This is a genomic window from Cognatilysobacter terrigena, from assembly GCF_004361065.1.
Classification (GTDB): Bacteria; Pseudomonadota; Gammaproteobacteria; order Xanthomonadales; family Xanthomonadaceae; genus Cognatilysobacter; species Cognatilysobacter terrigena.
Genome location: NZ_SELT01000003.1, coordinates 44,275 through 70,166, shown reverse-complemented (window position 1 = coordinate 70,166; position 25,892 = coordinate 44,275). Strand labels below are relative to the sequence as shown.

At 64.7% G+C, this 25,892-nt stretch carries 23 protein-coding genes, 2 tRNA genes and 1 pseudogene; 4 read left to right on the top strand and 22 right to left on the bottom strand.

Annotation, left to right across the window (positions count from 1 at the left end):
• Positions 1-83: 83 nt before the first annotated feature.
• The 9 genes from infC to moaA all read right to left on the bottom strand — a co-directional run bounded on the left by infC (position 84) and on the right by moaA (position 7,541).
• Entirely contained in the window at positions 84-611 is a 528-nt protein-coding gene (infC, locus tag EVS83_RS03395) for a translation initiation factor IF-3 (protein WP_246022766.1), read from the bottom strand.
• A gap of 63 nt (positions 612-674) precedes the next feature.
• On the bottom strand, positions 675-2,573 hold the full coding sequence (gene thrS, locus EVS83_RS03390) for a threonine--tRNA ligase (RefSeq protein ID WP_133499610.1): 1,899 nt from the start codon (positions 2,571-2,573) through the stop codon (positions 675-677).
• Positions 2,574-2,771: 198 nt separating this feature from the next.
• Positions 2,772-3,095, bottom strand: a complete 324-nt coding sequence (locus EVS83_RS03385) for a hypothetical protein (protein WP_133499609.1) — start codon at positions 3,093-3,095, stop codon at positions 2,772-2,774.
• Positions 3,092-3,631, bottom strand: coding sequence for a molybdenum cofactor guanylyltransferase (gene mobA, locus EVS83_RS03380; protein WP_246022759.1), 540 nt, complete (start codon positions 3,629-3,631; stop codon positions 3,092-3,094). Before mobA ends, EVS83_RS03385 begins: the two co-directional genes overlap by 4 nt.
• Entirely contained in the window at positions 3,628-4,080 is a 453-nt protein-coding gene (locus EVS83_RS03375; RefSeq protein ID WP_133499608.1) for a molybdenum cofactor biosynthesis protein MoaE, read from the bottom strand. Before EVS83_RS03375 ends, mobA begins: the two co-directional genes overlap by 4 nt.
• A 1-nt stretch (position 4,081) precedes the next feature.
• Positions 4,082-4,339 carry a MoaD/ThiS family protein gene (locus EVS83_RS03370; RefSeq protein WP_133499606.1) on the bottom strand — a complete coding sequence of 86 codons (258 nt, stop codon included), beginning with the start codon at positions 4,337-4,339 and terminating at the stop codon, positions 4,082-4,084.
• Positions 4,336-5,577 (bottom strand): molybdopterin molybdotransferase MoeA, encoded by a 1,242-nt coding sequence (locus EVS83_RS03365; protein WP_133499604.1) that lies wholly within the window; start codon positions 5,575-5,577, stop codon positions 4,336-4,338. The genes EVS83_RS03370 and EVS83_RS03365 overlap by 4 nt, the downstream gene beginning before the upstream one ends.
• Positions 5,574-6,539 (bottom strand): bifunctional molybdenum cofactor biosynthesis protein MoaC/MoaB, encoded by a 966-nt coding sequence (gene moaCB / locus EVS83_RS03360; protein ID WP_133499602.1) that lies wholly within the window; start codon positions 6,537-6,539, stop codon positions 5,574-5,576. Before moaCB ends, EVS83_RS03365 begins: the two co-directional genes overlap by 4 nt.
• Before the next feature lie 21 nt (positions 6,540-6,560).
• Positions 6,561-7,541, bottom strand: a complete 981-nt coding sequence (gene moaA, locus EVS83_RS03355; protein ID WP_133499600.1) for a GTP 3',8-cyclase MoaA — start codon at positions 7,539-7,541, stop codon at positions 6,561-6,563.
• A gap of 163 nt (positions 7,542-7,704) precedes the next feature.
• Here moaA and EVS83_RS03350 point away from each other — a divergent pair, with 163 nt between their 5' ends.
• The gene (locus EVS83_RS03350) at positions 7,705-7,992 is read left to right on the top strand and encodes a hypothetical protein (RefSeq protein ID WP_133499598.1); all 288 of its coding nucleotides are present in this window, start codon (positions 7,705-7,707) and stop codon (positions 7,990-7,992) included.
• A gap of 53 nt (positions 7,993-8,045) precedes the next feature.
• On the opposite strand, the gene EVS83_RS03345 is transcribed toward EVS83_RS03350, so the two are convergent.
• A tRNA-Val gene (locus EVS83_RS03345) sits at positions 8,046-8,120 on the bottom strand.
• A gap of 68 nt (positions 8,121-8,188) precedes the next feature.
• Positions 8,189-10,237: pseudogene (gene uvrB / locus EVS83_RS03340) on the bottom strand (excinuclease ABC subunit UvrB).
• 133 nt (positions 10,238-10,370) lie between these two features.
• Between uvrB and EVS83_RS03335 the strand changes: the two are divergent.
• On the top strand, positions 10,371-10,883 hold the full coding sequence (locus EVS83_RS03335; RefSeq protein ID WP_166636796.1) for a GspH/FimT family pseudopilin: 513 nt from the start codon (positions 10,371-10,373) through the stop codon (positions 10,881-10,883).
• A 50-nt stretch (positions 10,884-10,933) separates the two neighbouring features.
• Positions 10,934-11,010 (top strand) — tRNA-Asn (locus tag EVS83_RS03330).
• A gap of 59 nt (positions 11,011-11,069) precedes the next feature.
• On the opposite strand, the gene EVS83_RS03325 is transcribed toward EVS83_RS03330, so the two are convergent.
• The 6 genes from EVS83_RS03325 to EVS83_RS03300 are packed head-to-tail and all read right to left on the bottom strand — an operon-like array spanning position 11,070 to position 18,062.
• Entirely contained in the window at positions 11,070-11,483 is a 414-nt protein-coding gene (locus EVS83_RS03325; RefSeq protein ID WP_133499594.1) for a type IV pilin protein, read from the bottom strand.
• Between the two features lie 35 nt (positions 11,484-11,518).
• Positions 11,519-15,289: a pilus assembly protein gene (locus EVS83_RS03320; RefSeq protein WP_133499592.1), complete on the bottom strand. Its 3,771-nt coding sequence runs from the start codon at positions 15,287-15,289 to the stop codon at positions 11,519-11,521.
• A 13-nt stretch (positions 15,290-15,302) separates the two neighbouring features.
• Positions 15,303-15,818 carry a pilus assembly PilX family protein gene (locus EVS83_RS03315; RefSeq protein ID WP_133499590.1) on the bottom strand — a complete coding sequence of 172 codons (516 nt, stop codon included), beginning with the start codon at positions 15,816-15,818 and terminating at the stop codon, positions 15,303-15,305.
• Positions 15,819-15,823: 5 nt separating this feature from the next.
• A complete protein-coding gene (locus tag EVS83_RS03310) occupies positions 15,824-17,002 on the bottom strand; it encodes a PilW family protein (RefSeq protein WP_133499745.1) in 1,179 nt (392 codons plus the stop codon).
• Positions 16,999-17,496 carry a type IV pilus modification protein PilV gene (gene pilV, locus EVS83_RS03305; RefSeq protein ID WP_133499588.1) on the bottom strand — a complete coding sequence of 166 codons (498 nt, stop codon included), beginning with the start codon at positions 17,494-17,496 and terminating at the stop codon, positions 16,999-17,001. Before pilV ends, EVS83_RS03310 begins: the two co-directional genes overlap by 4 nt.
• Positions 17,487-18,062 carry a GspH/FimT family pseudopilin gene (locus tag EVS83_RS03300; protein ID WP_425456057.1) on the bottom strand — a complete coding sequence of 192 codons (576 nt, stop codon included), beginning with the start codon at positions 18,060-18,062 and terminating at the stop codon, positions 17,487-17,489. Before EVS83_RS03300 ends, pilV begins: the two co-directional genes overlap by 10 nt.
• A 73-nt stretch (positions 18,063-18,135) precedes the next feature.
• Here EVS83_RS03300 and EVS83_RS03295 point away from each other — a divergent pair, with 73 nt between their 5' ends.
• Positions 18,136-19,233: a sensor histidine kinase gene (locus EVS83_RS03295; protein ID WP_133499586.1), complete on the top strand. Its 1,098-nt coding sequence runs from the start codon at positions 18,136-18,138 to the stop codon at positions 19,231-19,233.
• Here EVS83_RS03295 and ppnN read toward each other — a convergent pair.
• From ppnN to grxD, 5 genes are all read right to left on the bottom strand, one after another.
• A complete protein-coding gene (gene ppnN, locus EVS83_RS03290) occupies positions 19,215-20,609 on the bottom strand; it encodes a nucleotide 5'-monophosphate nucleosidase PpnN (RefSeq protein WP_133499584.1) in 1,395 nt (464 codons plus the stop codon). The genes EVS83_RS03295 and ppnN overlap by 19 nt on opposite strands.
• A gap of 114 nt (positions 20,610-20,723) precedes the next feature.
• A complete protein-coding gene (locus tag EVS83_RS03285) occupies positions 20,724-24,065 on the bottom strand; it encodes a TonB-dependent receptor (RefSeq protein ID WP_133499582.1) in 3,342 nt (1,113 codons plus the stop codon).
• A gap of 154 nt (positions 24,066-24,219) precedes the next feature.
• Positions 24,220-24,804: a YhgN family NAAT transporter gene (locus tag EVS83_RS03280; RefSeq protein ID WP_133499580.1), complete on the bottom strand. Its 585-nt coding sequence runs from the start codon at positions 24,802-24,804 to the stop codon at positions 24,220-24,222.
• Complete coding sequence (locus tag EVS83_RS03275) at positions 24,801-25,556, bottom strand: SDR family NAD(P)-dependent oxidoreductase (protein ID WP_133499578.1); 756 nt, start codon at positions 25,554-25,556, stop codon at positions 24,801-24,803. Before EVS83_RS03275 ends, EVS83_RS03280 begins: the two co-directional genes overlap by 4 nt.
• The gene (gene grxD / locus EVS83_RS03270) at positions 25,553-25,873 is read right to left on the bottom strand and encodes a Grx4 family monothiol glutaredoxin (protein ID WP_133499576.1); all 321 of its coding nucleotides are present in this window, start codon (positions 25,871-25,873) and stop codon (positions 25,553-25,555) included. The genes EVS83_RS03275 and grxD overlap by 4 nt, the downstream gene beginning before the upstream one ends.
• Positions 25,874-25,892 lie beyond the last annotated feature (19 nt).

Genomic DNA, 25,892 nt, shown 5'->3' with positions numbered 1-25,892 from the left:
GGACGCCCGTCCGCTGGCCGCAGGCCGCCGGGCCCCAAACGCGGCGTTGCGAGATTTCCTGCCCCCGCAAACGCAAACGGCCGTTACGGCTGCTTCTTCTTCGGCGCGATCATCATGACCATCTGGCGGCCTTCGAGGCGCGGACGGGACTCGATCACGATGTCCTCGCCCAGGTCCTTCTCGATGCGCTCCGCCATCTGGCGACCCAGCTCCTGGTGGCTCATCTCGCGGCCACGGAAGCGGATGTTGACCTTGATCTTGTCGCCTTCTTCCAGGAAGCGGCGCATGTTGCGCAGCTTGATCTGGTAGTCGCCCTCGTCGGTAACGGGGCGGAACTTCATTTCCTTGATCTCGACCTGCTTCGACTTCTTCTTGGCCTCGTTGGCCTTCTTCTGCTGCTCGAAGCGGAACTTGCCGAAATCCATGATCTTGCAGACCGGCGGGTCCGCGTTCGGCTGGATTTCAACGAGATCGAGGCCTTCGTCCTGGGCCATCGTGAGGGCTTCGTCGCGCGTGAGCACGCCGATCATCTCGCCATCGCTTCCGATGACACGGACGCGTGGGACGCGGATCTCGCTGTTCTTCCGATTCGGCTTTTCGAGCGTACTGATGTTGCGGTCTCCAGGTATGGAAACCGGCCGTCCGGACGGCCGGTCTAGTCGGCAGCCGGGCCCTTACAGGGCCTCGCCTTGCAGCCTCGCGGCGAACTGGTCGATGGTCATCGAGCCCAGATCCTCCCCTCCGCGGGTCCGCACGGCGACCATGCCGTTCTCCTTCTCGCGGTCTCCGACCACCAGCAGGTACGGCACGCGCTGCAGCGTGTGCTCGCGGATCTTATAGCCGATCTTCTCGTTCCGCAAATCGGAATCGACGCGGAAGCCTTGATCCATAAGGGTTTTCCGGACATCGGCCACCCAATCCGCCTGGGCGTCGGTAATGTTCATGAGGACGGCCTGGATCGGCGCCAGCCAGCTCGGGAAGACGCCGGCGTGGTGCTCGATCAGGATGCCGATGAAGCGCTCCATCGAGCCGACGATCGCCCGGTGCAGCATCACCGGATGGCGGCGTTGCGAAGCCTCGTCGACATATTCCGCGCCGAGGCGTGCCGGCATCATGAAGTCGACCTGCATCGTGCCGAGCTGCCACGTGCGGCCGATGGCATCGCGCAGGTGGTACTCGATCTTCGGGCCGTAGAACGCGCCCTCGCCCGGCAGCTCCTGCCATTCGACCCCGGCCGCGCGCAGCGCCGAACGCAGCGCGTCCTCCGCCTTGTCCCAGGTCGCGTCGTCGCCGAGCCGGTTGTCCGGACGCAATGCGATCTTGATCTGGATGTCCTCGAAGCCGAAGTCGGCATAGACCTTCAGCGCCTGCGCGTGGAACGCGCGGACTTCCGACTCGATCTGGTCTTCCGTGCAGAAGACGTGGCCGTCGTCCTGGGTGAAGCCGCGCACGCGCAGGATGCCGTGCAGCGCGCCCGAGGGCTCGTTGCGATGGCAGGCGCCGAACTCGCCGTAGCGGATCGGCAGGTCGCGATAGCTGTGCAGGCCTTGGTTGAACACCTGCACGTGGCCCGGACAATTCATGGGCTTCAGCGCGTACGTCCGCTTCTCGGACTCCGTGAAGAACATGTTGTCCTTGTAGTTGTCCCAGTGGCCGGACTTCTGCCACAGCGACACGTCCAGGATCTGCGGGCAACGCACTTCCTGATAGCCGGAGCGGCGGTACACGCGGCGCATGTACTGCTCGACGACCTGCCAGATCGACCAGCCCTTCGGATGCCAGAAGATCAGGCCGGGACCCTCTTCCTGCAGGTGGAAGAGATCCTGCTGCTTGCCGATCTTGCGGTGGTCGCGCTTCTCGGCTTCCTCGATGCGCTGGATGTAGGCCTTGAGCTGCTTGGTATCCGCCCACGCCGTGCCGTAGATGCGCTGCAGCTGCTCGTTCTTCGAGTCGCCGCGCCAGTAGGCGCCAGAGATGCGCGTCAGCTTGAATGCCTTGAGGAAGCGCGTGTTGGGCACGTGCGGGCCGCGGCACATGTCGACGTATTCCTCGTGGTGATACAGGCCCATCGCCTTTTCGTCGGGCATGTCCTCGACGAGGCGCAGCTTGTAGTCCTCGCCGCGCTCCTTGAAGACCGCGATGACTTCCTCGCGCGGCGTGACGCGCTTGATGACGTCGTAGTCCTTGTCGATCAGCTCGGCCATGCGCTTTTCGATGGCGACGAGATCGTCGGGCGTGAACGGGCGCTCGTTCCAGATGTCGTAGTAGAAGCCGTCCTCGATGACGGGGCCGATCACCATCTTGGCGTTCGGATAGAGCTGCTTCACCGCGTGGCCGACGAGGTGCGCGCAGGAGTGGCGGATGATCTCGACGCCCTCGGGATCCTTCGGCGTGATGATGCGGAGCTTCGCGTCGTGGTCGATGACGTCGCAGGCGTCGACGAGCTTGCCGTCGACTTCACCGGCGACGGTGGACTTGGCGAGGCCCGGGCCGATCGACGCGGCGACGTCGGCAACGGAAACGGGGTGGTCGAACTCGCGGCGCGAGCCGTCGGGCAGCGTGATGGCGATCATGGGATATCCGGTATTGCAGTGTCGGCCGTGCGACACGGGAACGCGGCACCGGCGGCGGCCGGTGCGGGAGGAATTCAGCGCGGGGCGATGGTAGTGCTCATGTCGCACGCTCGGCCGGCGTTCCCGCGGGCCACCTCGGTCTCGGGCGCGGCCAGGACGCCGCGCGAACCGTAATGGTTGGGGCTTTCGACGCGTACGTCAACGCGCGCGGGCGCGGCCGTCGTGCAGGTCGACTTCGACGGTCAGCTCGCAGGCGCCGCACGGGCCGTCGATGGCGTAGGTCAGACCGTCCTTCGCGGGCAAACGCACCGAGAGGACTTCGAGGTCGGCGCGCGGCAGCGTCACTCGGACGTTGCCGCCCTCGCCGACGGTCGTGAAGGCATCGCCGAGCCCAATCGCGAACGACCACGTGCCCGTCGCCCACCCGGCCGACACGGAAAGCGGCGCGCCCCCGCACAACGCGGCGAACTCCGCCTTGCCCAGGCGCACGCGGATGCGGCGCTCGTCGAACTGCACCTTCATCGTGATCGGGCCTCGAAGTCGGCGGGCGCATTGAGATTGCGCAGCGCGAGCGGCGCCAGCACTTCGATTTCGATGCCGCCGACCGCCGCGTGCAGGGCGCGCATCGAGGGGCCCTGCGGAGCATCACGCATCACGTCGTCGACGATCCCGCGCAGTCGCGCGTCCACGCGTGCCGCCCATGGCAGCGGATGGCCCTGGAAACAGACGGCCTGTGCCGTCGAAAGCGCCGCCATCAATATCTGCACGTTCCTGACGTCCAGATCCGGCAGGTCGACCGGCACCACCAGCATCGGCCCACCGGCAACATGCGGCATGACGCTCGCGATGCCACCGACCGGCCCGGCGCCGGGCGTTCGATCGACGATGCCGTCATGTTTCGGCCTATCTCCACTGACGAGAACACGTGACGCACCCGCGTCCTGCAGCAGCGCAATGGCGCGATCCAGCAACGTACGACCGTCGATCTCGAGCAACGCCTTGTCGCGTCCCATCCGCGAGGAACGCCCGCCGGCGAGCACGACGCCGGTGAAGCTCACGGTGCGTGGCACAGCGAGCAGCCTTCGCTCCACTCGCTGCTGCCGTCCTCGTAGTGCTCCTGCTTCCAGATCGGCACGGTGTGCTTGACCGCTTCGATCACCTGCCGGCACGCGCGGAAGGCCTCGTCGCGATGGCGCGTGCCGACCGCGATGACGACCGCCACGCCGCCGACGTCGAGCCGCCCTTTCGCATGCTCGATCCAGATGCGGATATCGGGGCCGAACGCAGCGACCGCCTCGTCAGCGATCTCGCGAAACCGTTGCATTGCGAGCGCGTCGAACATGTCGTAGCTGACGCCGACGACCGGGCGACCGTGGTTGAGGTCGCGGATGCGGCCCACGAACGCGTTGTAGCCGCCGAAACCAGGATCGGCGACGAAATCGAACGCCGCCCCGATATCGAGCGAGCGCGTCGCGGCGTCGGCGATGCCGAGGTGCACCCGCTCCACGTCAGCCTCCGCTCACCGGCGGCAGCAGCGCGAGCTGGCCGTCGTCGGGCAACGCGTCGCCGTCGCGAAGAACGGTCGACGTGCTCGCGAGTGCCGAACGCGACAACAGTGCGCGTGCCTGTGCGGGCCACTCGCCGGATTGCGCGTCGAGTTGCGCGCGCAACTCACCGACCGTGCGTGCATCGGTGTCGATCGTGAGCGACGCACCAGGCGCGACGTCGCGCAGCGCGCCAAACAGATCGATGCGGACTGTCTTCATGAAGCCACCGTCAGCGGTTCCAGGTGCCCGCGGCTCATCACGCGCACACGTTCACCGGTGTCGAGGGCATCGACATCGTGTTCGATCACGGCCCAGGCGTTGGCGTCGAGTAGCGGTCGGATGCGGAACGACTCCTGGCCGCCAAGAAGCTCGACGGTCGCACGCGCATCAGCGTCCAGCGCGACGCGCGCCTTCAGATGCATGCGCAACGGCACGCGCTTCGCGTACGACGCGCGCAACGGCAGCAACGTCCCGGCTTCCGGCGCCATGCCTAGCATTGCGCGCAGGACAGGCTCGACGAAGAAGCGCAGGCCGACCGCCGTGGATGCGGGATTACCCGGCAACCCGAAGAACATCGCGCCGGACGGCAGCGTCGCCGCAAGGATCGGCTTGCCGGGGCGTATGCGCACCTTGTGGAACAGCGTCGTCGCGCCGATTCGGCTCAGTGCTTCCGGCACGAAATCGAACCGCCCCATCGACACTGCGCCTGTGCTGACGACGACATCGTGTGGCGGCAGCGATGCGATCGCGTCGATGAACGCGTCGATGTCGTCGCCCACGGTGTGTGCGGCCACGACGTCGGCGCCTGCAGCGCGCAAACGCGCAGCGAGGACCGGGCCGTTCGAATTACGGATCTGCCCGGCCTCGAGCGCCCGGCGCGGATCGTCGACGAGCTCGCGACCAGTGTTGATCAGCGCGACGCGCGGACGACGCGCAACATCGACCGTCGCGAGACCCACCGCAGCGCAGAGCGTGCGCAACGCGGGATCGATCAACGTGCCCGCTGGCGCGAGCGTCGCACCGATCTCGACGTCCTCGCCCGCGCGGCGCAGGTGTTGTGCTGTGGCAACCGATGCGGTGAGACGGATGCGTGCCGGCCGTCCGCTGGCGTCGGTTTCGAGCACCTCCACCTGCTCGACCGGCACGATCGCGTCCAACCCATCAGGCATGCGCGCGCCGGTCATGATTTCCCACGCCCCCGACGTCGCGACGGCCGCCCCGTCACCTGCGGCGCGGCCACCTTGGACGATGAACTCCGTGCCTGCCGCAACTGGGTTGCCCGCGGTGCGCAGTGCGAAGCCATCCATCGCGGAGTTGTCGAACGGCGGCAGGGATTCGTCGCTCACCACGGGCGCCGCAAGAACGCGCCCGATCGCGTCGCTGGCCTCGATGCGTTCGGCGGGAAGTGGTTTCGCGGCGTCGAGCAGGCGTCGCAGTGCGTCGTCGTAATCGATCACGCGTGCCCTGCTCCTTCCACCATCGCCAGCGCGTGCGCAAGCAGCGGTGCGAGGATGTCGAAGCCCTGTCGTGCGGCGCGCGGGCTCCCGGGCAGTGCGATGACGAGCATGCGATCGAGACGAATCGCGCGCGCGCGACTTAGCCACGCCAGCGGCGTGTAATGACGACTTTCGCTGCGGAACATTTCCGCGAGGCCTTCGACTTCGATACCGCCCGCCTGCAGCAACGCTTCGGGCGTGTTGTCACGCGGCCCCAATCCGGTGCCGCCGGTGCACAGGCACAGCCGAACGCCGTCGGCGGCGAGAAAGATCAAGCGCGAGCGCAGCGGCTCGATGCCGTCCGGCAACTGCTCTGCGCGCACCTCGGCGCCGAGCTTCTTCAGGCCATTGACGAGTTCCGGCCCCGACGCATCCTCGGCCTCGCCATTGCTCACCCGGTCGCTCAACGTGATCACGGCACAAGGGACACCCTCGAGTCGCGCGACATCGCGCGGCTTGTAATGCGCGATCTCCTCGTCGCTCATCCCGAGCGGATGTCGCCACAGCCCCTTTTTGCCGCCTTCCTTGAAGAGCAGGCGCACGGCCTCGATCGACAGCGCCGGCTCGACGGGCTTGGTCAGGTCGTACAGCGTCAGCAGCGCGGCGCTCGCCCCCGCCAGCGCTTCCATCTCGACGCCCGTGCGCGCTTCGGTGGCGACTTCGCAGTACACGCGGATCGCACGGCGCTCCGGCACCGGCACGCAACGAACACGCACGAGTTCGAGCAGTAACGGATGGCAGAGCGGCATCAGGTTGGACGCCTGCTTCGCGCCCTGCAGCCCGGCGATCTCCGCCATCACCATCGCGTCGCCCTTCGGCAGGCGACGCTCGACGATCGCCGCGTACGCCTCGGCACCCGCGTGCAATTCACCGACGGCCACGGCACGCCGGCGCGTCGGCCGCTTGCCGCGCACGTCGGCCATGTGGAACGACTCGACCGACACTCAGCCTCCGATGGATGCGAGATGCGGCGTGATGCCGCTGTTGCCTTCGTGCAGACCGTGACCGGCCGCCTTCAACCGCAGCTGGCCTGCGATGAGGTCGACGAGGGCGTCCCGATCTTCGTCGCGCTGCAGGAGCGGTCGCAGCGGCACGCCGAAGTCGCCGAACAGGCAGAGGCGCAGGTCGCCCCGCGCCGTCACGCGCAACCGATTGCAGCCCATGCAGAAGTCCTTCGAATACGGTGCGATGACGCCGATGCGACCGGCGTAATCCGGATGCACGTATTCGTTCGCGGGGCCGGCGTCCGACGCGCGCATCATCCGCACCCAGCCGGATTCGACCAACGTCCGCTCGAGCGTCTCCGCCCGCACGTGGTGGCGCTCGAAGTACGCGACGTTGTCGTTGGTGCGCATCAGTTCGATGAAACGCACGCTGACGCGTCGATCGCGCAGGTAGTCGAGCCACTGCGGCAGGCTTTCGTCGTTGACGCCACGCAGCAACACGGCATTGAGCTTGATCGCGTCGTAGCCGAGCGTCAGCGCCTGCTCGACGCCTTCGAGAATTTCCGGAAGACGATCGTGGCCAGTGACGGCGTGGAAGACGTCGCGGTCGAGGCAGTCGACGCTGACGTTGAGCGAGGTCAAGCCGGCTTCGCGCCACGCGCCCACCTGTGAAGGCAGTCGGGTGCCGTTCGTGGTGAGCGCAATATTCGAAACGCCCGGGACGGATGCGATATCGCCGATGACGTCGACCAGGTCCTTGCGCAACGTCGGCTCACCGCCGGTCAGGCGCACCTTGCGCATGCCGACGCTCGCAAAACCTTCGATCAGGCGTCGCACCTCGTCGCGTGCGAGGAATACCGGGCGACCGTCCGCGGCGTAGCCGTCCGGCAGGCAGTAGCCGCACCGGAAATTGCAGGCCTCGGTGAGCGAGAGCCGCAAGTAGGGAAATGTGCGACCGAACGGGTCGGACAGGACGGACATCGGACTCCTTCCCGCCGTCGGCAGCGCCGCCGGCATGACAGGCGTGCAGCTTAACGTCTCGCGCATTCACCGGCCGAGACGACCTGTCATCGAACTTTCAGTACCGTCTCACCGGACTGTCATGGCGCGCCCGAAAAATGACGCGACCGACCCGGAGCGCCTCATGACCGCCACGCCCCGCCCGCTGCGTCGACTCCGCTGCGCCCTCGCCCTGCTTGCCGTTCTGACCGCGATGCTGATCGCCGGGGCGTGCCGCGCCGAGGCGCTCGCGCGCACCGTGGCTGCCCTCGCAGCGGTCGGTTGCCTGGTCGCGTGGCTCGTCCTGCTCGACGTCGAAGGACGCACGGCGGCCCGCCTCGAGGCCCGTGCCCATCGTCGCGCCGCACATCGCCGGCACGGCCGGTCGGTGCGGTCCCGGCCACCCAGTGGCCCGACGCGGCGCGTCGCCTGATCGCCAAAAGCAAAACGGCGCGATCGTGAGATCGCGCCGTCTGACCACGTAAGTGGTGGGCGGTACAGGGTTCGAACCTGTGACCCCTACCATGTCAAGGTAGTGCTCTACCGCTGAGCTAACCGCCCAATGCCGAAGCGGCTGCCTCGGCGAAGGGCGCACAGTCTAGCCGGACCGGCCGCCGGCGACAAGCCGGTCAACTCGCGAAGCCCGCCTCTTTCAGCTTTCGCAGCTGGTCGCGCACGTTTGCAGCCGCCTCGAACTCGAGGTCTCGGGCGTGCTGGTACATCTGCTGCTCCAGCGCCTTGATGCGCGAGGCCAGCTGCGCCGGGCTGAGTGCGGCGTAGTTGGTCTCGGGCTCGGCGACGCGTCGGGCCTTCTTGCCCTTCCCCTTCGCATCCTCGGGCTCGCTCCGCGCGCCTTCGAGGATGTCCATGACCGGCCGCACCACCGACTGCGGCGTAATGCCATGCTCCTCGTTGTACTCGACCTGCTTCTGCCGGCGTCGGTCGGTCTCGTCCATCGCGATCTTCATCGATCGCGTGACGACGTCCGCATACAGGATCGCCTTGCCGCGGACGTTACGCGCCGCGCGGCCGATCGTCTGGATCAGCGAGCCCGCCGACCGCAGGAAGCCTTCCTTGTCGGCATCGAGGATGGCGACGAGCGACACCTCCGGCATGTCCAGACCTTCGCGCAGCAGGTTGATGCCGACCAGCACGTCGAACTTCCCCAGGCGCAGGTCGCGGATGATCTCGACGCGCTCGACGGTGTCGATGTCCGAGTGCAGGTAGCGCACGCGGATGCCGTGTTCCGTGAGGTATTCGGTGAGGTTCTCGGCCATGCGTTTGGTGAGCGTCGTAATCAGCACGCGGTCGCCCATGGCGACGCGCTTGTTGATCTCGCCGAGCACGTCGTCGACCTGCGTCGCGACCGGGCGCACCTCCACTTCCGGATCGATGAGGCCGGTCGGTCGTACGACCAGCTCGGTGATCTCGCCTTCCGACTTGTCCAGTTCATATTTGCCTGGCGTTGCGGACACGTAGATCGCGCGCGGCGCGCGGCCTTCCCACTCCTCGAACTTCAACGGCCGGTTGTCGAGCGCGGACGGCAGGCGGAAACCGAACTCGACGAGCGTCTCCTTGCGCGAGCGGTCGCCCTTGTACATCGCACCGACCTGCGGAACCGTCACGTGCGATTCGTCGACCACCATGAGCGCGTCCGGCGGCACGTAATCGAACAGACACGGCGGCGGCTCGCCGGGGGCGGTTCCTGTCATGTGTCGCGAGTAGTTCTCGATGCCGTTGCAGAAGCCGACTTCCGCGAGCATCTCCAGGTCGAACTGGGTGCGCTGCTGAAGCCGCTGCGCCTCGACCAGCTTGTTCTCGGCGTACAGCTGCTCGAGGCGCACGCGAAGCTCATCCTTGATCGTGTCGATCGCCTCGAGCACGGTCTTCCGCGTCGTCACGTAATGCGACTTCGGGTAGATCGTGTAGCGCGGCAGCTTGCGAAAGACCTCGCCCGTCAGCGGATCGAACGCGGACAGCTGCTCGATCTCGCCGTCGAACAGCTCGACACGCAGCGCTTCGTTCTCGCTTTCCGCCGGATGCACGTCGATCACTTCGCCGCGTACGCGATACGTACCGCGACGCAGCTCCGTGTCGTTACGCGAGTACTGCATCTCCGTCAGCTTGCGGATCAGCTCGCGCTGGTCGATGCGCTCGCCGCGCACCATGTGCAGCACCATCCGGTGGTATTCGCCAGGGTCACCGAGGCCGTAGATCGCGGACACCGTGCAGACGATCAGCGTGTCCCGCCGCTCCAGCAGCGCCTTCGTCGCCGACAGCCGCATCTGCTCGATGTGCTCATTCACCGAGCTGTCCTTCTCGATGAACGTGTCCGACGCGGGGACGTACGCCTCCGGCTGGTAGTAGTCGTAATAGCTGACGAAATATTCGACCGCGTTGTGCGGGAAAAACGCCTTGAACTCACCGTAGAGCTGGGCCGCCAGCGTCTTGTTCGGCGCCATCACGATCGTCGGCTTCTGAATCTTCTGGACGACGTTCGCGATCGTGTAGGTCTTGCCGGAGCCGGTGACGCCCAAGAGCGTCTGTGCCGCGATGCCGGCCTCGAAACCGTTGGCCAGCCGCTCGATCGCCTGCGGCTGGTCACCGGCGGGGGACTAGGGGGAAACGAGTTGGAAGCGGCCGTCGGTGGACGCGGAGCGGACAGTCGAGTCGGGCATCGGAAGCTCGGGCATGGCGAATACGCGATGTGGGGGCGGTCGCTCCCCAGAAAAGTCTGACAGGGGACCGGCGCACAGACCGATACAGCGGGCGCTCAACTATGCGGAGACTTGCTGGCACACGGAGGAACCGATGCGCACCAAGGTAAACGGATTTACCCTGATCGAACTGATCATGACGCTCGCAGTCGCCAGCCTGATCCTGGGTGTGGCGCTGCCGTCGCTCGCCGGCGTGACACGCCGAACCCATGTGCGCACGACCACCGCCACGTTGGTGACGAGCCTGGCGTCCGCGCGGCTCAGCGCCGTGGCGCGGAACACTGCGGTAAGCGTCTGTCCGAGCTCCGATGGCGAAACCTGCCGTCAGGACGGCGTCTGGGACGCCGGCTGGATCGTCTTCGAAGACGCGTCACGAAGCGGGCGGCCGGTCGCGGGAGTTCTGTCTCAAGCCCGGCCGTCCGGCGCCCGCGTGCAGACGCGTTCGAGTACGGCCCGTCCGCTGGTCCGCTTCCTCCCGAACGGCGCGGCCAGCGGCACGAACACGACCATAGAAATCTGCAGCGAGGGCATCCACCGCGCCGTGATCGTCAACAACGCCGGCCGGGCGCGCGTTGACGCATCGGCCGCGGCCCGCCTCTGCAGTTGATGGCATCCAGGTGTTGACCGCCCCACCCTGTCGGTTAGAATGCAGCCCCCGCCCGAATAGCTCAGCCGGTTAGAGCACTTGACTGTTAATCAGGGGGTCGTTGGTTCGAGTCCAACTTCGGGCGCCAGATCGAAATGAAAAAGGCCTGCAGCGATGCAGGCCTTTTTTGTTGCCTATGCGGCTGCGCTACCAGCAATCCGCCTGCGAACCGGTGTTGGGAGTCTTCACCCCCGCCTGGTTGATCGTCAGCGTCCCGCACTTGTCCTTGTTCTGGTTTGTCGTCGGCGCCGCCGAGATGGTGAACGTGGACTGCGTCGCGGCCGGATTCAGAGTCAGGTTGTAAGCCGTATTGCCACCCTGCCTCGGTGAGACCGTATTGGGCAATGTGAAGCCCACGTACGTGTTGTTCGTCGTGTGGAACCTCTCCGCCAGCGCGGCGTACTCCACCAGGTCCGCCTTGGCCTGATTCCGCTTGGCTTTCCGGGTGTACTGCGAATACGACGGATAGGCGATCGCCGCGAGAATGGCAATCACGACGACGACGATCATCAACTCGATCAGCGTGAAACCACGGCTGGTACGCGCGACGCTCGGGCGCATTCGGTCGGACCTCATAAAAGAACGGATAGGCATCGTCAGCGTACCTGACGCCACGACTGTCGGCCGCATGCGCGCGGCAGATACATCGGGGGCGCGCCAGCTACTTGGACGATCGAGGAGCACCGCATCGCGAGCGCGGCCGCCTGCTCGGCAGTCGTGGCGCCCGATGCCAACGGTTGCTGCCGTGGGGTCGACAGGACAGCGATGTCCTTGACCGGTGCGGAGCCACCCGTATTCAGCGCGAACCCATTCGTACCCGCTGCTGGAGTAGAGCCCGTCAGTGAGCCGATACGCACCGAGTCCATCGACGAGGCACCAGACACCGCGCTCACGCCGTAAATCCGATTCGTACCGTCACCGTCGCAGTCGACGGCGGTCGTCGGCTGGTACGTCGCGAAAAACACGACGCCGTTCTCGACGCGCGGATAGCCGACCGAACGCTCGCCCGTTGCAGTCACCGTGGTTCCGGAAATCGCGCCCAGGTCGACGTACCAGCCGTAGGCGTTGCCGCCATTCGCCGACATGGTGCGTACGGCACCATTGTCGGTCAGCGTCTGGCGCACGAGCTGCGACCGCGCAACATTCGAACCGCGATCGTTGACGCCGTAGAACGACTGGATCTGCGTATCGGTCTTGTCGCTCTCGAATGAGAAGCTGCCCGTTCCGAAGTACACCATGACGCCGCCCGGACCCGCACCGGCCTCGATACCGCCGAGAATCGGCTGACGCGCGCCCGAGGGATCCGTCGCGATGAAGAACGGCGTAGACGGCACAGTGTTGTCGCGGAGATCGAACTTCCAGATGGCGCCGTTCTGGTCCGCGGCATACACCGTGTCCGCCAGACCGTCGCGACCACTCAGTTCGGCCGTGCCCTTCGTGTTGCCGATCCAGCTGTCGAGCACCGCAATGTTGCCCAACCCATTGGCAATACCGGATCGACCGGTCTCCTGCGCCGTAATCATCGTCGGCGCACCCGTCTGCAGGTCCACGACGAACAGAACCGCGCGCTGGTTCGTGCTGTTGTAACCGTTGCCGAAGATCGCCTTCCATCGAACGCCCGTGGAATCCATCACCGGCACGATCACAGGACGGCCCAACACGAAGCCCATATTCCCGTCGACATTCGACGGCGTCGTGACTTGGGAATTCACCTCCCAGAGGACGTTGCCTGTTCCGAACGACGATGGCGTCGTCACGTCGAGTGCAAACACACCACGTCCGCCCGCGCCAGCCGTCCCGACCAAGACGGTTTTCCACGCGCCACTGATATAGGCATCTGCCACAGTGACCGGGCCATCCGTGTAGTACTTGTGACGCGCGATCTGATCGCCTTGGCGCGCCGGGTCGTATGGGAACAACAAGTTGCCCATATGCCCCAGCACCATCGACGGGATGTACGCGAACAACTCGCCGCCGGTGTCACCGTTGAAGGCGTGCAACATGCCGTCGTTGGCGCCGGCATAGACGACCGACGTGGTCGACGCCTTGCTGGTCAGGAACGCGGCGTACGACGTCTGGTATGGGTAAGTCGTGGTGCCGCCCGACGTCGTGCGGATCGAGCGATAGCCGAAGTCGATGAAAGGCGACGAGACCACGGGTGTGGAATTCACTATGTCGCCCAGGCGCGACGTACGAGTACGCAGCTTGGTCGCCTCGAGCGTCTGATCGCCGCGGAGATAGTTGACCGCGTCCGCGATCGTGATGCTGAGCTTGCTGCCTGACCCGACAATGCCGTTGGTCACACCGCCCGCGGTGCAAAGCGCAAGCGAGTCTGCGCAGAGATCCGCCGCCGTGACCGACGAGGAATCGAACGCGGAGACGTTCGGCGTGACTGTCCCGCTGGTCTTGGCCCGGAAGATGCGGCGCGAAGTGGCAGCGCCCAGCTGAGCACTCGCTTCCCAGATATTGGTAAAGGTCACCGCGCCAGTCGTCGCGTCAGTCGCAACACGATAACCGGTAAGGCGGCTGTACCAGTCGGTGCCGTTATTCGTCGAGCTGTACTCCGGCACGATCGTGAGCGAGCCCGCGCCGATGCGCGCGCCCGTGATACCGATACCGCCGGAGGGCGAGTCGCCATTTCGGGCCGCATCGATGACGCGTCGCATTGCGTTCGTTACTTCATTCGGAGTCGAAGCGTTGATGAACGCGCCACGGCTGTTGATGGTGGCGTGCCACATCTCGTCGATCACGGTGCCGTCATCAACACCGGTCGGGTTCGGCAAACTGTTCCAGTTAGGCGGGTTGGCGTACGGATCGCTCGTGGCGGCTGAATTCACGCCGTAAATGCGGCCGGCCGCACCGAGCGTGATCCCATAGAAATTCATGTGCAGGTTCGTCTGGCAATCCAGTCGCTTGTACGCCGCTGTCGTGGGATCGAGCGTCGCGCACTGGTCCGGAACCTTCACCTTGCCCGCCGGGAAACCCGTCCCGGAGCGCAGCGGAACCCCTGTGCCCGAGTAATACTTGGCTGTGATGTCCGCAATCGTGTCTGCGTAGTTGTCGGCGAATGGCGCGCTCAACGCGCCGTCAGTGTTCCCGACCGTGGAGATGTTGCCCGAATTGGTGTAGCCGTCCGTAAACAACATGCCTGAGTTGCGTTGACAGGCCAGCTGCACCGGCGCGTTCGCGTCAGTTCGAGCGAACTGTGCGCCGAGCGCCGCTACCGCTTGGCGGTTCGGGGTGCCGCCACTGGTATACAGCCCCATGATTTGGGCATAGAGGGCGTTTTTTTCCGATTGGACGCCCATGTCGTCCATGGTCGCGTTGACACGATTGTTGATCGTGAAATATCCGACGCGCATGTTGCTCACGTCGGAAAGCGCATGCGTCATCGACCCGATCGTCGCCAGCACGCGGTCGCGGTGGTACTGGAACCAGTTGGCAAAGTTCTGGATCGCCGCGTCATAGTCGGCGGACGTGTTGTAATTCGCGGACTTGATCTCGTAGCGACGCAAGTCGCAACCTGGACCGCACGCATTGGCGACCACGGGACGGTTTGCGTCAGCGGTCTTATACCCCGTAGGCGCCGGGTCGTTCGCCGGCAGGTAGAACGTCGCCGGGAAGTAGTCGAAGTAGTAGACCGCGTTCGTTGCAGTCGCGGCGGACGTAGTCCAGTTGCCATTGGCAGTCGTGCGATATCGCATGCCGCGCGAACTCAGATCCGGAATGGCCATACCGGCCTGCATCCGAAACCCCTCTGTCGTCGACGCGCGGTTTTGCGTCAGGTCGTAGACGACCGAATACGCTTTAGTCGAGGTCGTGCTGCCGGTCGTGCCGTACGTGGTCGGGTTACGGGGATCGGCGCGCACCGCATTGATCGTGGCGTTCGGCCAACTCGACCCATCACCGTTGAGCCACGGCTCGTAGGTGACGCTGGGATTGAAGTAGGTCTTGTTGTAGGCGGGCGATCGCGCGAAACCCAGACTATCCAGCGGCGGGATCGCCTCGCCGGGGGTGTAGGCGTCGTTGTAGCCGTTGTGCGGGTACAGATAAACGTAGCAATCGGTGTCGTTGCCGGTACACGGAGCACCGACGTCGTAAAAGACGCCCGCAGAGCTGAAGAAGCTGTTGTTCGTCGTGTTCCAACGCATCTTGCCGTCACCGCCGGCGAACAGGCGCTCGAACGTCATGGAGTTCGAATCGTCGACCGCCATGATGAAAGCGGGCTTGATGTTCGCTTCGATGTTTAGCGGCGCTTGTGCAAGCGTGCCCGCGCCTTGGGTCGCGAGTACCGAATAGGCGAAATAGCCGCCGAGACCAAGGATGGCCGCCGTCGTGGCGAGAATGATTGGAGTCTTTGCGCGCATGGCTGCAGACGCCTCAAGGCATGAAAATGGTGTCGACTGCCGAATCGGCTGTCGGGTTTGTCGTGTCATCGGTCGCGTACGCAGTGATCTCGAACACGGGATTCGGATCGCCGCCCTTTTCGGCTTCGCGCCCCATCGCTAGGCTCGACTGGCCGGAAATGCACTTGCCGATCGACCTCATGCTGATCGAATTAGTGGCGGGCGTATTCATCGCCATGCCCTTCGCCCAGCTCGTCGCGTCGAAACTGCTCTGACAGATCTCCTCGATCTGTGTCGAAGCGGGTGCGCATGCCGTTGACGTGCGGTTGACTCGCGCGTCGAGATAGCACTCAGCGCCTCGCGCGACCTGTTCCGCATTCTGGAACGCGATGTTCGTATTGACGTAGTTGGACGACATTTTTTCCTGCATCGTCGCGACCTGCATGCCCGAGATCCCGAGCAACGCGATGATGACGAGCATGATGAGCGCCACGTACAGCACGGCGCCTCGCTGCTGCCGACGTCCCGCAATGGAAGGGGTTTTTCGCATGGCGTTCAGTTCGTGCTCGAGAGGCGATTGCGCAGTGCGATCGTGGCGTCGTAGAACGCGCGATAGCGGCGATCGGCAGGGCGGGTCACGGTTACGCCCACCACCTGAAGGTTCGTGTCCGTGGTGGACGTCGTTGTCCCAGCCGCTGCGGAATCCGGGCTCACCGCGACAACGCCCAGACGCACTTGCCCGACGCGCCGCCAATTCGTTTCGACCGTGCCCAGACCCGTCGCATCGGCCTTCTCCTGAGTGCCGATATGGCCGGTCGGACGATTCACGTCTGTCGACTGGTCCTGACCGTAAAGGAGTTGGATCGTCTCGATGCCGTCCACGAGCTCTTCAGGCGCGATGCCCGGCCCAGGCACAGCGGTGCCATTAACCGCCGGCGTAAACCGCGCGCGATATAGCGATCGACCGTTCGTACCGTTCGCGACGTAATACGCCACTGCTTCCGCGCGATACAGAACCGTCTGGCCGGCAGGGCTTGCGGTGTATCGACTGGCGAAATCGATCGCAGTCGTGTTCAGCGCACCGGCACCCGTGGTCACGACGCCGCCGGCCACAGCCTTCGCCTCGAAGATGTCGGCATTGGTGCAATCGGCGACCCCGAACAAGGCGGGGTTCGCGACACCGTTCTGCGTGAGGACCGACCACTTGCTCGAATCGACGGACAAGGTGACGTCGGTGCCTGATGTGCCAAACCCGGTGACGGGAATGCCTTCGGGCGTCAGATAGCGCAAGACGATGACGTCGCTGCCAGCGGCGGGCGCAGGGTTCAGCGACGTGATCCACGTTGGCAGCGCCGGCGACCAGCCCGCTGTCGGCGACGCCAAGTTCAGCGTGTTCCCCGGCCCGGTATTCGTCGCTTCGTAGCCTTGGATCGAACGATTGAAGTCGAGCGCACCGGTGGTCGCGAAATGGGAATTGAGTTCACCCGTGGTCATCAGTCGAAACTGGTCGTTCACGCAACCGTAGTGACCGACCATGCGCAGGTCACGCTCCAGCGCATCCACTGCGAAGCGCGCGTTCTCCTGCACCCGACTCATGCCCTCCACCATGGCGTACGAGGTACGCGAAGCGGAAAACACCTGCACGATGCCGATCGTCAGAATCGCACCGATCAACAGTGCGACCATGAGCTCGATCAGCGAAAAACCTCGGGCGCGCTTAACCCGGGCCGTCACAGTTGGGTCCCCAAGCTGACCTGCCCGGTATTGAATGTGCCGGTCTTGCGTGCCGAGTTCGCTTCCCAACGCTGATCGTCCCAATTGATCGTCACGGTCGCCTGTCCGTTGTTGTAGGTCACCGACGCCGACGCTCCGTCGCCCAAGGCCAAACGCACGCGACACTGCCAGTCGGTGATGCGCGTCGCGATGGTGACCGTGCCCGTCGGCGGCGCGCAGGCGGCCGGCGCCGTGCCGCTTGCAAACGTGGCGTTCTGGTACTGAGCAGCAAGCAGACGATTCGCGCGCATCTGGTCCAGGAGGTCGTACGCCAAATTGATCGCCTGCGTTCGGTAATTGGAACTCTCTGCGAAACGTATGCCCATGGTCTGCATCAACGCAAAACCGAGCAAGCCGATCGCGAGGATCAGCACCGCGACCATCACTTCGATCAGGCTGAAGCCACGCTGGGCGCGATCCGGGGACGTGGCTCGACGGCGGCGACTTACGAACATGCTGCGAGACTCCCGTTCTTGCGCACCTGGCCTGTCGCGCTGATGGTCAGCGTGCGGCGCAGAGCCTGCGAGCCGCACGTGTCAGGCTGAAGGGTGATGGTCTGCGCGGTGTTGGCAAGGCGACCGCGCGCGTCGAAACGCACAGCGGCGGCGCCGGACGGACCCGTAATGGTGACCTTGGGATTTCCCTGCACGAAGCGAAGCGCGGTATCGGTGCTTGAACCGTCGTACGTGCCGTTGCCGTTGACGTCCGACCACACGAGCCAGCCAGTGGTCCAATTCGTGCTGGATGCGCAGGACGAGCCGTCCGTGCTGGGGCAGACACCGGCGCCGCGGGTATTGCGAATCGCTTCGGCCCGCGCCAGCGCCAGCGCACCGAGCACCTGGTTCGTTGTCGTGGCAAGCCGGTTAGAGCGCATGACGCCCTGGAAGCTCGGAAACGCGATCGCGGCGAGGATGGCCATGACGCCGACCGTCACCATCAGTTCGATCAGCGTGAACCCTGCTGCCCCGCGCGCTCTGGCTGTATGGTGCCGCATGACGTCCCCTTTTCTCCTGATGGACATGCTAGGGCCGTCCCGGTCCACGGCAAGGACTTCGAGACCGGCGGTCGCATTTCGGGTATGAACGAGGCGCCCATTGAACCCTGACAAATCCAGCCGCCGCGCGGCCGCGGCGTCGGACCGTGATACGCCGCACGAAAACGCCCTGCCTCTGCTATGGCGTGACACCCGCACGCTGCTGGCGGTGATGGTCGCCGGGGAGTTTCTGGCCGCGATCCTGACGCTGGCGCTCGAAACGCCGAACATGCTGGATCGCTTCGCGGTGGTCTCTCTTGCGACACAGGTCGTCGTACTGCTCACGGTGATCTCGCTTTACGTCGCGCGGCGCCCCTTGGCGCCACTGCCGGCTCCGACCGCCGCGTACATCGCTTTCAGCCTGATGCTTGCGAGCACGGTCGTCGTCGCGGTCGTGACGCGGTACGTCTTCGAGCCTGTCGTCCAACTCTCTCCCCGCGAATGGCATTCGCTCGTTTGGCGCTCCGTGGGGATCGTCGCGATCGCGGGTTCGCTAGGACTGCTCAGTCTCCAGAACCACTGGCGATCGAAGCAGCTCGCTCTCGAAGCGAAGCAGGCGCAACTCGAGTCGCTGAAGGCTCGCGTGCATCCCCATTTTCTCTTCAACGCGTTGAACACCGCGGTGGCACTGGTGCATCAGCAGCCGGACAAGGCCGAGACCGTCCTGCTGGGACTTGCAGAACTCGTGCGCACCGCGCTCGCAAAACCTCAGGTCGTCGAGCTTCGCGACGAAATCGACATCACGAAGGCGTATCTCGATATCGAGTCCTTGCGTTTCGGCGACCGTCTGCGCGTGCAATGGTCGCTGCCGCCGGAATTGCCACGCGTCAAAGTGCCTGCGCTATCGCTGCAACCTCTCGTCGAAAACGCGATCCATCACAGCATCGAACGCGTCGAACGCGGAGGAACGGTCGACATCGCGCTCGAGTCGGATCCCGACTGGATCCTGATTCGCGTGCGCAGCCCACTGGTGCTCGGAAGCGAGCGCTCGACGCCGGGGCACGGCGTCGGCGTTCGTGCTGCGCAGGCGCGCGTGGATGCGCTTACCAATGGTGCCGGGCGTGTCGAAACGCAGACGGTCGGCGAACACTACGTCGCCACCGTCCGCCTGCCCCGCCCTCGCCCGGCAAACTCGCGAACTCAGGTCACCACGCGATAACACGGTCGATAGTCGCCCGCGATCTTCATGCGGTGCTGTTCGACGAACGCACGCAACAGCGCGTCGAGCGCCTGCATGATGTCGACGTCGCCATGGATTTCGAACGGGCCGTGCTCTTCCACGCGGCGGATGCCGTCTTCCTTCACGTTACCGGCGACGATGCCCGAGAACGCACGGCGGAGATCCGCCGCCAGTTCATGCGGCTTGCGACCGTGGTGCAGGTCGAGAGACGCCATCGCCTCGTGCGTCGGCACGAATGGACGCTGGAACGCGAGCGGCACGTCGACCGACCAGTTGAAGAAGAACGAATCGCGATGCGCGATGCGATGCTCGCGAACGCGGCGCAGGCCCTTGGACATGCGCTTCCCGACTTCAGCCGGGTCGCCGACGATGATTTCGTAACGCGACGTCGCCGCCTCGCCCAGCGTGAGCCGCAGGAACTGGTCGATCTGCTCGAAGTACGGCGCCGACGCAGTCGGACCCGTGAGGATCAGCGGGAACGGCAGATCCTTGTTTTCCTCACGCAGCAGGATGCCGAGGATGTAGAGGATCTCCTCCGCCGTGCCGACGCCGCCCGGGAACACGATGATGCCGTGCGCCATGCGGACGAACGCCTCGAGGCGCTTCTCGATGTCCGGCATGATCACGAGGTGGTTGACGATCGGGTTCGGCGACTCGGCGGCGATGATGCCGGGCTCCGTGATGCCGATGTAACGCATGCGACGACGGCGCTGCTTCGCGTGCGCGATGGTCGCGCCCTTCATCGGGCCCTTCATCGCGCCGGGGCCGCAGCCCGTGCAGATGTCGATGCCGCGCAGGCCGAGCTCGTAGCCCACCTGCTTGGTGTAGAGGTACTCATCGCGATTGATGGAGTGACCGCCCCAGCAGACGACGAGATTCGGGTCGCCCGGCGTCAGAACGCGTGCATTGCGCAGCAGGCCGAACACGGCGTCGGTGATGCCGTCGCTGCTCTCGAGATCGCGATTGCAGTCGTGGCCGAGCTCGATCGCGGTGTACGCGAGATCACGCACCACGGCGGCGAGTAGCTCGGCGACACCCTGGATGAGTTCGCCTTCGACGAACGCCATCGCGGGCGCCTTGACCAGGTCGATGCGGACGCCACGGTCCTGCTGCTGTACCTGGATGTCGAAGTCGGGATACAGCTCGCGCGCGGCGCGCGGGTCGTCGCTGGTGCTGCCGCTGGTCAGCACGGCTAGCGCGCATCGACGCAGAAGTTCGTGCATGCCGCCGCTCGAGGCGTCGCGCAGGCGCGCGACCTCGGTGCGCGACAGGATGTCGAGACCGTTGCGCGGGTAGATCCGCGCATCGACGGTCGGAAGGATGGTGCTGGTGGGTGCTTCGGTCACTGCGCTCATTCCGCTTGCTGTCTTCTTGTCGTTCATGTGTCCGCGGACTCTAGCGCACGCGCCGTCCCCGCAAAAGAAAACGGCCGGGGCGAGCCCGGCCGTTTTCGGTACTGCGTGCGTCGCTTAGAACTTGTACTTGACCGTAAACAAAGCCTGCCAGCGGGAGACGACGCGCTGCGGATTCGTATACGTGTCATAGATGCCGAAGTTCTGCAACGACGGCGAGGCGGGCGTGCCCAGGTCGTAGACGTACTGACCATTCGCGACGTCGGCGACGTTTGCGAGGCGGCGAGTACCGAAGAAGCCCAAGCCTTCCTGCGTACCCCAATCCTTGTTCAGGAAGTTGAGGAAGTTGTAGATATCGAGCCGAACCACGAACTTATTGCCCGCGACGAAACCCGGGAACTCCTGCTGAAAGCCGACATCCAGCTGGTTGACCCAAGGCTGGCGGGACTGACCGCGTTCCGCGATCTGACCGCGACGAGACTGCAAGTAAGGATCGTGCGAGATGAACTCTTGGAACGCGTTGATCTGCGCAGCTGTCGTCCCCGCCTTGTACGTGACGATCGGATCGTTAACCAGCGGGATGTAGGCAAGGTCAACGTTAGTACCGACAGCATCGCCGTTTACGTCGGTGCCGAACACCCAGCTATACGGCTGACCGCTGTGGCCGTTATAGAACAGGCTGATCGTTGTCCGGTTGTCGCCGAAGAACGCATGGTCCCAGCTCAGCGACGTCTTCACCGACAGCGGAATGTCGTAGCGCGACGGTGCGTTGACAATCTCGTTCGGGTTGATGCGCGGCACATAGTTGTAGTTCGAATACGCCTGCGAACTACTTCCTGAGTTGACCTCGGTGCTGCGCGTGTAGGTGACGCTGAAATTGCCGCTGAAGCCCTTCGGCATCGACCGGCCGACGCTCAATGTGAGCGAGTCAGAGCCACCGAGATCGGTGTTCGTAAGCAGAGTCGAGCGTGTATTGAGCTCCGGGTACGCGCCGTTGTTCGAACCGTTACCGATCTGCGCCGGGTTCGCGTTCGGATAGGTCTGCCAGTACGACAGGCGGCCGTCAGGCAGTGTGCCCTTCGGGGTGCCTACGTTCGGGAGCAAGTACGCGATCGCGTTCTTGTTCTTGATGTGCATGTACTCGACGGTGCCGACCAAGCCCCACCACGGCAGCTCACCGTCGAGACCGAGGCTGAACTTCCACGCGCTCGGAAGTTTGAAGTTCGGATCCAACACGTCGATCTGGCAGTTGCCGCCACGCGTACAGACGCCCGCAGGAATCGCGCTCGACTGGACGCCAGGCTGATTGTAGGGATCAGCACTGAACGGATCAGTCACCGGGTTGGTGCCGGTGTATTGCTTAGACGAAACAACGCCATTGTTCGTGTACGGATTTGTCAACCACACGTACGGCGGCGTGCTCTGGAACAGGCCCAGACCACCACGCAATTGAAGCTGACGCGGGGTATCGAAGCTGTAGTTGAACGCGAAGCGCGGCTCGATGACGCGGTTGCTTGAGCCAAGCGTCGTGTTCGACGGATATCCGTAGTAGTGCTCCCACACGCCCGGCTGGATCGGGTTGGCGGGGTTGTACTGGCCGTTCGGCAGCGTTTGGGCGGTGAGCTGGTAGCCCGCCACCGGCGGCGCGTGGTCTGCCTTCGGGAAGTTGGCGCGAACGCCGTAGACGATCGACAGTCGGTCGTTGACCTGCCACGTGTCCTGCAGGAACGGGCTGACCTGTGTGTACTTCCACGCACCAGCGAACGTGTTGAGGTCAACGCCGTTCGGAATAACGTTCTTGACGAACGTGCCGTAGTTCTTGGCAAGGATCTCGTCGACCGGCGTGCCGTTACCGTTCTTGTCGTAGAAGCCGTACGAACCATGCAGCAGCTGGCCGAACACGTTGGCGATCTCGTTGCTGACGAAATCCACACCACCCTTCACGCGGTGATCGCCGACATACCAGATGCCCGAAAGAGTACCGGTCAGGCGCTTGCTAGCCACGCTGTTCTCGTGACGGAAGCGATCCTCGCCCGCAATGACCCACGGGGTGCTCGAAGAAATATTGGCGGGGTTATTCGGGCAGTTGCTCGCGACGGCCGTGAAGCAGGCATAGACTTCCGGCTGGTCGAGAGCTGCACCGGTGTTCGCGTTGTACTTCTGGTAGCCGATCTTCAGCTCCGTGCTGAAGTTCTCGGTCCAGTCACTGAAGACCTGCAGCGCATAGTTGTCAGTCTGGCTCGCAACCGTATACCAATTGCTCGGCTCAATGACGCTATAGTCTTTCGCGTACGAGCTGTACGGCGTTGGCTTGGTTTCCTTCGTCCGCTGATAGGTAAACGAGGCGCGCTGATTCTCGCTGATGTTCCAGTCGAGTTTGGCGATGTAGCGCTTGTCGGCGAGGTTGGCTTGGATCTGCGTGCCGGGATCCACACCGATCTGCTTGAAGGCAGACGCGACGGAGTCCGCCTGCGCTTGCGTCAACTTTCCTGAGCTGATTGCGTCCGTACCCACGCCCGCGATGTTCGTGATTTCCTGATCTTCGTACGATGTGAAGAAGAACAGGCGATCACGCAACAGCGGACCACCGAAGGTGAAGCCCTTCGTGGTGTTCTGATCGTAGCCCTTGTATTCCGGCCCCCCCAGGCGGCCGACCATGTTGCTGGCATTGCTCAGTGCGTAGTACACCGATCCGTGGAAGTCGTTCGTACCGGACTTCGTGACGGCGTTGATGTTTGCGCCAACCGAATCGGAGGTTACGTCGAAGTCCGCAACCTTGATGTCGTACGCCGCGATCGTGTCAGCCGAGATCGGCGAACTCGTGTACGGGAGGCCGTTGGCATTCAGGCCGAACGGGTCCGTCTGGGACAGGCCGTCGACACTGATGTTGTTGTAGCGGTTGTTCTGACCGGCGACCGAGATCGAACCGTCGTTCTGGTCCGTTACGGTAATGCGCGGGTCGAGGCGAGCAATGTCATCGATCGACCGATTGCCGCTGACCGCAGTCTCCAGCTTGCGGCCGCTGACCGACGTACCGACGCCCTTGTTATCCGGGTTGAAGGTCGCCGCGAGACGTGCGCCCGTCACCACCACCGTATCGAGCTGCGTCGAGCTACCACCCAACTTGGCATCGACGTTCGCGGCGGAGTTCAGCTCGAGATAAATGTTGTTCTCGACGTCCTTCTGACCGTCGTGCGTGACGGTGATCGTGTACGGACCGCCAACGCGAAGTCCGCGCGCCGCATAGCGCCCATTGGCGTCAGTCGTAACGTGGCTCACCGTGCCCGATTCCACATGGACGATGGAGACGTCCGCACCGGCGACAGGCCGGCCGCCTGCATCGGTGACGGTACCGCCGACACCGGCGGACGTGCTCTGCGCGAACGCATTGGCGGCGGCAAGGGCGGTGAACAGGCCAAGCGTCAGCTTGGACAGCCGCAGGCGGCTGGTATGGGACATACGGGAGGCCTCGGTGGACGCGATCAGACGGAATGGCACAACCGGAACTCCCCGTCCCGGCTGTGGTTAAGATCAGGTTAACACGCTAGGGCCGTTTCGTGACAGGCGCGTGACGGAACGTAAAACGCGCCGGCCGACGGACGGCCTGAAGATTTCAGCGGAGATAGGCCGACAGTCCGTCAAGGAACATCTGGACGGAGATGGCGACCAGCAGCATGCCCATCAGCCGCTCGATGGCGGTCAGCACCCGCTTGCCGAGGAAGCGATAGAGCACCGTCGCGAAGAACAGGATGGTTGCCGTCCCCGCCCAGGCGATGAGCAAGGCGACGCTCCACTCGCCCAGTCGACCGGGCTCGTTGCTGCCCATCAGCATCACCGCCGCCATGCCCGACGGCCCCGCGATCAGCGGGATCGCCATCGGGACGATGAAGGGTTCGCCGTCCGGGATCTCGCCCATCAAGCCTTCCGGCGGCGGGAAGATCATGCGGATGCCGATCAGGAACAGGACGATGCCGCCCGCGATCGAAACCGACTCCTGACGCAGGTGCATCAGCTCCAGCGCGTACTTGCCACCCCACAGGAAGGCGAACAGCACGCCGAGCGCGATCAGCAGCTCGCGGACGAGCACCACGCGCTGACGGCGCGGCGGCAGGGTCCGCAGCAGGCTGAGGAAGACCGGGATGTTCCCGAGCGGGTCGAGGATCAGGAACAGCAGCAGCGCGGCCGAGGCGACGGTCATGCGACGGCCGTGGCCAGCTCGGCGGCGGTCGGCGACCAGATCGTGCCGCGGTGCGCGCGCCCCGATTCCGACAACAGCGTGACAACGGCCGGCGCGTACACCGACGGGTCGACCGCCTGGCGGTCGGTTTCTTCGACCCACGCCCGCGCGCGAAGCGTCGTCCGCATCGGGCCCGGCATCAGGCCGGCGACGCGCACCGGCCCGTTCGCGAGCTCGGCGTGGAGGATGCGGACCGCACCTTGCAGCCCGAACTGCGAGACGCCGTAGCCGCCCCAGTACGCCGCGCCGACGCGCTCGGGGCTGTCGAGCGTGAACACGACGGCCGCGTCGTTCGACTTGCCCAGCAGCGGCAGCGTCGCCTGCGTCAGCCACCCCGCCGCGGTGAGGCCGATGTGGATCGAGCGTGCGAAGTCGGCCGGGTCGGCATGCACCGTCGGTGTCAGGCCACGAAACTCGGCGGCGCAGTGGACGATGCCGTCGAGACGACCGAAGCTGGACTCCAGTCGTTCCGCGAGCTCGGCATGGTCATCGGGCGACGCGCCTTCGAGATCGAGCGGATAGATCGCCGGTTCCGGACCCACAGCGGACAACCGGTCGTAAAGCCGGTTGAGCTTCGGGACCTTGTGGCCGAGCAGAACGACCGTCGCGCCCGCCTGCGCGCACGCCAGCGCGACGGCACTGCCGAAGCCGCCATGCGCGCCGGTGACGAGGACGACGCGGCCGTCGAGAACGCGGGACGCCGACTCGCTCACGAAGCCTGCGTCTCGCTGACGATGCGCGCGAGCTCGCCGGACTCCAGCAGCTCCAGCGTGATGTCGCAGCCGCCGATCAGCTCGCCGTTGATGAAGAGCTGCGGGAACGTCGGCCAGTTCGACAGGCGCGGCAGGTTCGCACGCACTTCGGGGTCTTCGAGCACGTTGATCGTGTGCAGCTCGGTGGCGCCCGCCTGGCGAAGCGCCTGCACCGTTCGACTGGAGAAGCCACACATCGGGAACTGGGGCGTACCCTTCATGAAGAGGACGACGGGGTGGCGGTCGATCTCCGCCTGGATGCGCTCCATGATGCTCATGGGCCGGCTCCTGTGCGTT